Source organism: Lamprobacter sp. (assembly GCF_034860625.1).
GTDB lineage: Bacteria > Pseudomonadota > Gammaproteobacteria > Chromatiales > Chromatiaceae > Lamprobacter.
The window spans coordinates 1-1586 of record NZ_JAYESN010000479.1; the positions used below are offsets into that span (position 1 = coordinate 1).

General features: G+C 47.8%; 2 protein-coding genes and 1 pseudogene. 2 read left to right on the forward strand and 1 reads right to left on the reverse strand.

Annotation, left to right across the window (positions count from 1 at the left end; genetic code table 11):
• A pseudogene (locus VBE63_RS29020) lies at positions 1-249 on the forward strand (hydroxyacid dehydrogenase); the annotation flags it as partial.
• Positions 250-486 carry a type I restriction-modification system subunit M N-terminal domain-containing protein gene (locus VBE63_RS29025; RefSeq protein WP_323686449.1) on the forward strand — a complete coding sequence of 79 codons (237 nt, stop codon included), beginning with the start codon at positions 250-252 and terminating at the stop codon, positions 484-486.
• Here VBE63_RS29025 and VBE63_RS29030 read toward each other — a convergent pair.
• Positions 478-1557: an IS630 family transposase gene (locus VBE63_RS29030; protein ID WP_323686450.1), complete on the reverse strand. Its 1080-nt coding sequence runs from the start codon at positions 1555-1557 to the stop codon at positions 478-480. The two genes, VBE63_RS29025 and VBE63_RS29030, sit on opposite strands and share 9 nt — an antisense overlap.
• Positions 1558-1586 lie beyond the last annotated feature (29 nt).

Below are 1586 nucleotides of genomic sequence, written 5' to 3' on the forward strand. Positions count from 1 at the left end.
CGTCAAACTGTGACCACCATGGCTTTTTGGCAAGAGAGTGTTGGGCAAATATTATTGGCAAACGGTTTCCCTTTGTTAGATAACGCTGGACAGGTGAGTCATGCGCGTATGGAACAAACCCTAATGCCGTTGTTTGAGGATTTTGACCAACGTCGCAAAACGGAACAGGCCAGATTAGCAGACGTTCAAGATGAGGCGGAGTTAATAGCATTAGAAAACAAAATAAAAAATAAGCATCGGAAAGACTAAATGACACAAAAAGAACTAAATCAATTAGGTAAAACGCTTTGGGAAATTGCGGACTCGCTTCGTGGGGCGATGAATGCGGACGATTTTCGTGATTATATGTTGTCGATGCTTTTCTTGCGTTATCTATCGGATAACTATGAAGCGGCGGCTAAAAAAGAACTCGGTTCAGATTACCCTAAACTTGACGATGATGATAAACGCACACCACTAGGCGTTTTTTATGAAGATCTAGTGTAGAGTCCCCAACATATCTTTAGCTTTGGCAACCTTGGCTAGAATCTCGTCTGGTCTGGCAGTCCATTTGTAAGGCTTGGGATTGGCGTTTCTGTGAGCTAGGTAATCCATAATGGCCTCTTTCAATTCCGGGACACTGCGGAATACGCCTCTGCGAATTCGTTCCTCGGTGATGTCGCGAAAAAAACGCTCGACCAAATTCACCCAAGATGCCGACGTCGGGGTGAAATGCATGTGGAACCGTGGATGCTTCTCCAGCCAGGCTTTGACATTCGGATGTTTGTGGGTCGCATAATTGTCGACGATCAGATGCACATCCAACGCCTTTTCGGTTTCTCTATCCAAACGCTTAAGAAAGCTCAGAAACTCGTCATTGCGATGCTTGGGTAAACATTCACCAATCACGGTGCCTTCATGCACGTTCAGTGCGGCAAACAAGGTGGTTGTGCCGTGGCGTTTGTAGTCATGGGTCATCGTACCTGCCTTACCTCGTTTAAGCGGTAGGCCTGGCTGGGTGCGATCCAATGCCTGAATCTGACTCTTTTCATCGACTGAGAACACAATCGCCTTCTCCGGTGGGTCGAGATAGAGTCCAACGACGTCGCGGAGTTTTTTCTCGAAATGCTTGTCGTTGGAAACTTTAAACCCTTTGACCTGATGCGGCTTGAGTTTGTGAGCTTGCCAAATCCGATTGACCGCGCTCTTGGAAATCCCCACCTGCTCGGCCATGCTGCGGCAACTCCAGTGCGTGGCGTTAGCTGGCTTACCCGTCACTGTCAGACTGAGTACTTCCTGGACTTTTTCCTGAGGCAGCGACGTAAACCCTGAAGGACGACTCCGGCCTTTAACAAGTGCTTCAATACCCTCTTCCTGATAACGGCGCCGCCAAAGATTCAATGTCGGGTTGCTCACCTTGAGCTTTCTCATCAGTTCACTCGTTGGCCGTCCTTCGCTACTGAGCAAGACGATTTTGGCTCGTTGTTTTTGCTTGTCAGGTATCGAGCGGCTCTTGATCCATTTCTCCAAGAGCCTTCGGTCTGCTTCGCTCACTTCTACTTTCATTGGGGTTCTCATAGCCACCAATATTATCATATCTAAATGTT

Excerpts from the sequence above, each read along its gene's own strand:
- VBE63_RS29025 (WP_323686449.1), top strand. The coding sequence starts at position 250 with ATGACACAAAAAGAACTAAATCAATTAGGTAAAACGCTTTGGGAAATT.
- VBE63_RS29030 (WP_323686450.1), bottom strand. The coding sequence starts at position 1,557 with ATGAGAACCCCAATGAAAGTAGAAGTGAGCGAAGCAGACCGAAGGCTC.